Origin of the sequence: Azospirillum oleiclasticum, assembly GCF_013423485.1 — a bacterium.
GTDB lineage: Bacteria > Pseudomonadota > Alphaproteobacteria > Azospirillales > Azospirillaceae > Azospirillum > Azospirillum oleiclasticum.
Genome location: NZ_JABFFR010000078.1, coordinates 1 through 4,057, shown reverse-complemented (window position 1 = coordinate 4,057; position 4,057 = coordinate 1). Strand labels below are relative to the sequence as shown.

Below are 4,057 nucleotides of genomic sequence, written 5' to 3'. Positions count from 1 at the left end.
TCGGCGGGCGCAAGGAGATCTTCCTGCCGTGGCCCGGGTTCGATGGTCACCCATCGCCCCTGTGCACGGTCAGCGCGGCGATGCTGGAGCTCGCCGAACGCCACCACCCGGCCTGGGAGCGATGCCGGCCGGCGGCGCGCACGCTGCTCGCCCGCAACGGCTGCCAGGTGCTCGGCCCGGACCTCGCCACGCCCTCGCGGGTGGTGATCGGCTGGACGCCGGGCGGCGAGCCGGTGGGCGGCACCGGCCAGGCCATCCGCATCGCCCTGGCGCACGGGGTGCCGGTGCTCAACCTCGGCCGGCCGGAGCTCGCCGGGGCCGACGCCGCGTGGGTGGTCGCACGGGCCGGCGCGCTGGCCGAGGAACGGCCCTGACCCGTCGGTGGTCATCGCGCCCTCAAAACACCGCCAAGCTGCTTCGCGGCCCGCCGGTGGCCTTCAGGCGCCGGGGGGCAGGTGACGCCGCACGGCGGCGAGGATCGCCAGCGGATCGGCTCCCAGCGCCTGCGCCAGGCACAGGAACTCCACCACGTCCACCCGCCGCTGGTTGGACTCCAGCCGCGACACGAAGGGCTGTGGCTTGCCCAGCCGCCCGGCCAGCTCGGCCTGGGTCAGCCCGGCGCGCAGCCGCGCCTCGGTGAGCAGGCGGGTCAGCTCGTGGTGGGCGTCGGTGTAGATCGAGTCCAAGGCCGCGCTCCGGCGGGGTGAGCGATGGCGGGCGGCCTAAATGCACTTTTCGCATATACAAAGTTTGTATATTGTGGTGGGCACCACCCCCTGGAGGCTCCGCCATGCCGCGCCCCGACCCGCTCCACGCCGCCCTGGACGCCCAGCTGCGCGTCCTCGGCGACGATCTCCGGCACCGCTGCGCGCGGGCCTTCGCCCGTCACCTGCGTGACCGCCGGCGCGCGGCGCTGGCCGCCCACGACGGCCCAGTGACGCTCACCCTCGAGGATCTCGCCGCGCTGGTGCGGCGCTCCGGGCTGCGCTGCGAGCGCTCGACCGTGCCCTTTTCCCTCGACCGCATCGGCGGCGTGCGCCTGCTCGCTCCCAGCCTCGACCGCATCGACCCCGAGGGCGACTACACCCTCGCCAACCTGCGGCTGGTGTGCTGGTACGTGAACCGGGCGCGCGGGCCGTGGCCGGAGGCGCTGCAGCAGCTGATCAGCCAGGGCATCGCGGCGCGCCACGGGGCCCGGCTCTCCCGCGCGCAGACGGAGGCGATGCGCGCCTTCGTCCAAGGGCTCGGCCCGTGGAAGTACGCGTGGTCCGGCGCCGCGGTGGACCAGGTTCCGCCGGTGCGGGACGGTGCCCCGATCCTCATCCATCGGGACCCGCCCTACGCCGGGTCGGCGGGTGATGGCGCCTGGCGTCCGGCCATACCGTCTGGTGGCCCGGAGCGGCTCCTGACGGACGCCGTCCGGCGGCTGGCGGCTGGCCTGCAGCCCGGGGCGGTGCTGGCCGTGGCCAGCGGGGACGGTGTCGCCCTGTGGCGTTGTCCGGCGGCCGGACGGCGGCCCCGGCAGGACGGCGCCATGGCTGCGCCGGATCACGGCGGCGGGGCCATGCCGATCCGGTTCGCCCAGCCGGCGTCCACGGCACGCTCCGGACTGTGCGGCCGGTCCGCGACTGCCACGGGGGTCCCCCTGACGCGCCGTCTCGCTGCGCTCCCATGGCCCGGGGAGGACCCCGTCACCGGCTCGGGCGAGTGGTGGTTCGTGCCGGCGCCGACGGCTCTCCGGCGCGGTGGCCCGGCGATGCCCGGGTGTGGGACGATGCTGGTGCCACACGCCGCGCCCTGAGCACCCGCCAGACCGCGTCACACCCCGTCCCCACAGCACCTGGAGAGCCCCGATGAGCACCGACACCGACGACACGCCCGAGCATCCCGCCACGCCGCCGGCCGGCCGCAAGATGTTCATGTGCTTCCTGCGCGACAAGGGTGCTCCCCAGCCTCCGGGGAACACCCTGCCCTATTTGTACCAGGTGGGGGTGGCCCCCTTCGGCCCCATCCCGCCCGGCGCCACGATGATCCCGCGAACCGAAGGAGCGACGGACGATGAGCATGGTCTTCGAGCGTCTGCCCAACAGCAATCTGTGGGTGCTCCACACGTCCCGGCCGGCGTCGGCCGGGGACGGGCCGCGTGAGGCCGAACCGGAACCGGTCCTGGAGCCGGAGGGCGAGCCGGCGGACGGCCGTCCGGTGCCCCGGATGGTCGCGGGCGTCATCACCGTCCCGGCGATGACGCCGCAGCCGTAGCCGGGGGGCAAAGCGGCCGCCCCGCCCCGGCCCGCGCGGCCGGCGGCGTGACCGGCCGCCTCCCGCCCCACCGCGCCGTCAGTCCCGCCCCGGCGACCGGTCGTTCCTGGGCGCCAGCCGCTCGCGCAGCGTCTTCTCCAGCCCCGGGGTGGGGTCGGGGATGCCGCGCCGGGCGATCTCGGCGCGCAGCACGCCCACGGCAGCCCGCAGCCGTTCGATGTACCTTGGGGTGTTGATGGTCTGCGGCGAACGCCGGACCTGCAGTTCCGCGGCAAATTGAACGCGCACCTGGTGGTCCAGGGCGGCGTCGGACATGCCGCGCACCCGCAGCTTCATCTCCTGAACCGTGTCGGAGCCGGCGCGCGGGTCCAGCCACAGGGGCTCGTTCACACGCTTTCCGGTGGGCTGGGCCGGAGCCTGTGCGGTCGGCCCGATCCCCTGGCCAACCGGGGGCGCCGCGTGCGGCGTTCCGGCGTTGGGAGGCGCCGGCGCCACCGGCGCAGCCGGCGGCAGTACCCCCCCGTCCACGGACTCGTCCGGCTCGAACAACGCCTTCAGCATCCGCCGCTGCTCTTCATTCAGTGACCGCATCGGATCAGGGGGACCGCCCAGCCCCGCCGCCGCGGTGCCCGGAGTGATGCCGGAGCCGGCCTGAGCGGCCCCGTGGTCACGCCCCGGCGCCGGCCTTCCCCGGTCCTGCGCCGCGTCGCTCCCGTGCCCCGCCGGCGGGCCCGCCTGTTCCAGCCGATCGGCGGGAGCGTTCCTCAGCGCCTTGAGCTCGCTCCAGGCCTGGTCGCGCTCCCCGGTCAGCGCGGCGACCTGGGCCTCGAGGGCGGTCACCGTCTGGCGGTGCGTCTTCGACAGCACCACCGCCCCGCCCACCGCCTCTTCCCGGCCCTTCTGCTGGCCCCGTCGGAACCCGTCCGTCTCGCCCTCCCGCCGGGCCCGCTCCACCGCTTCTCTGTGCTCGGCGTCGCGGGCTGTCCACCTCTCGATGAGCTGGTGCAGCTGGCGGTCCGCCCTTCCCAGCTGGTCGGTCAGCGCCTGCACGGACGCCCACTCCGCCGTGACCTGGCGCGCCACCGCCTCCCAGCCGGCATCGACCCCCGCGTCGTGCACGTCCGTCGCATCGACGGTGATCTCGCGCTCGCGCGTCAGAAGGCCACCGGGCACCGTCACCGACCGCAAGATCGGCGTGGTGGCGTAGGGCCGCGCTGGGTCCAGCGCCGCCGGCCTTCGGTCGAGCACCGCCTCACGCACGGCGGCCACCACCGCCTGGGCGATCCGGACGTCCAGGTCCGCCTGCGTGTACAGGGGCACGGCTGCGGGGTCCTGGGGCCGCGCCGGGGGCGTGCCGTCGGCGGCCTCCACCGGCCCCGGAACCGGAGGCTTGGCGGCCGCGGTCGGCGCGCCCGTCTCCGGGTCCGCCGCGGTGGCCTGCCCCGTCGAAATCACGGCTGCCGCAGCCGGCGGGGACGCGCCGGGTTCGGAGGCGGTGCGGCCATCGCGCGTGACGTCACGCAGCGCGCGGATTTCGGCCCGCGCCGCGTCGCGCTCGCGCACCAGATCCTCCATGATCCCGCGCATGTTGAGCAGGTCGCGCCGGCTGGCCCGCAGGGCCTCCACCGCCTCGGCGCGCTGGCGCTCCAGGAGGGCCACGGCCCGCTCGGCGGCGGCGCGCTGCTCCTCGCGCTCCTGCGCGTCGCGCTGGTGCTCGGCGATCGCGGTGGCGAGCGCCTCGCGCTGCGCGGTGCGCCAGCGCCGGCGCGCCAGCCCCTGCGGCTCCGGCGTGCGCCCC

At 75.8% G+C, this 4,057-nt stretch carries 4 protein-coding genes and 1 pseudogene; 3 read left to right on the top strand and 2 right to left on the bottom strand.

All coding sequences use genetic code 11. The features are described 5' to 3' along the window. A partial coding sequence (locus tag HL658_RS36075; RefSeq protein WP_211109938.1) for a hypothetical protein occupies nucleotides 1-374 on the top strand: 374 nt, incomplete at its 5' end. Nucleotides 375-437: 63 nt separating this feature from the next. On the opposite strand, the gene HL658_RS36070 is transcribed toward HL658_RS36075, so the two are convergent. After that, on the bottom strand, nucleotides 438-686 hold the full coding sequence (locus HL658_RS36070) for a helix-turn-helix domain-containing protein (RefSeq protein WP_180286928.1): 249 nt from the start codon (nucleotides 684-686) through the stop codon (nucleotides 438-440). A 104-nt stretch (nucleotides 687-790) separates the two neighbouring features. On the opposite strand from HL658_RS36070, the gene HL658_RS36065 reads away from it, so the two are divergent. Then, nucleotides 791-1,801, top strand: a complete 1,011-nt coding sequence (locus tag HL658_RS36065; protein WP_180286927.1) for a hypothetical protein — start codon at nucleotides 791-793, stop codon at nucleotides 1,799-1,801. 257 nt (nucleotides 1,802-2,058) lie between these two features. Continuing rightward, on the top strand, nucleotides 2,059-2,259 hold the full coding sequence (locus HL658_RS36060) for a hypothetical protein (protein ID WP_180286926.1): 201 nt from the start codon (nucleotides 2,059-2,061) through the stop codon (nucleotides 2,257-2,259). A gap of 78 nt (nucleotides 2,260-2,337) precedes the next feature. On the opposite strand, the pseudogene HL658_RS36055 reads toward HL658_RS36060, so the two are convergent. Continuing rightward, nucleotides 2,338-4,057 (bottom strand): annotated as a pseudogene (locus HL658_RS36055) (hypothetical protein); the annotation flags it as partial.

What these genes read in the sequence shown, in the direction of transcription:
- HL658_RS36065 (WP_180286927.1), top strand. Translation starts at nt 791, where the DNA reads ATGCCGCGCCCCGACCCGCTCCACGCCGCCCTGGACGCCCAGCTGCGC.
- HL658_RS36060 (WP_180286926.1), top strand. Translation starts at nt 2,059, where the DNA reads ATGAGCATGGTCTTCGAGCGTCTGCCCAACAGCAATCTGTGGGTGCTC.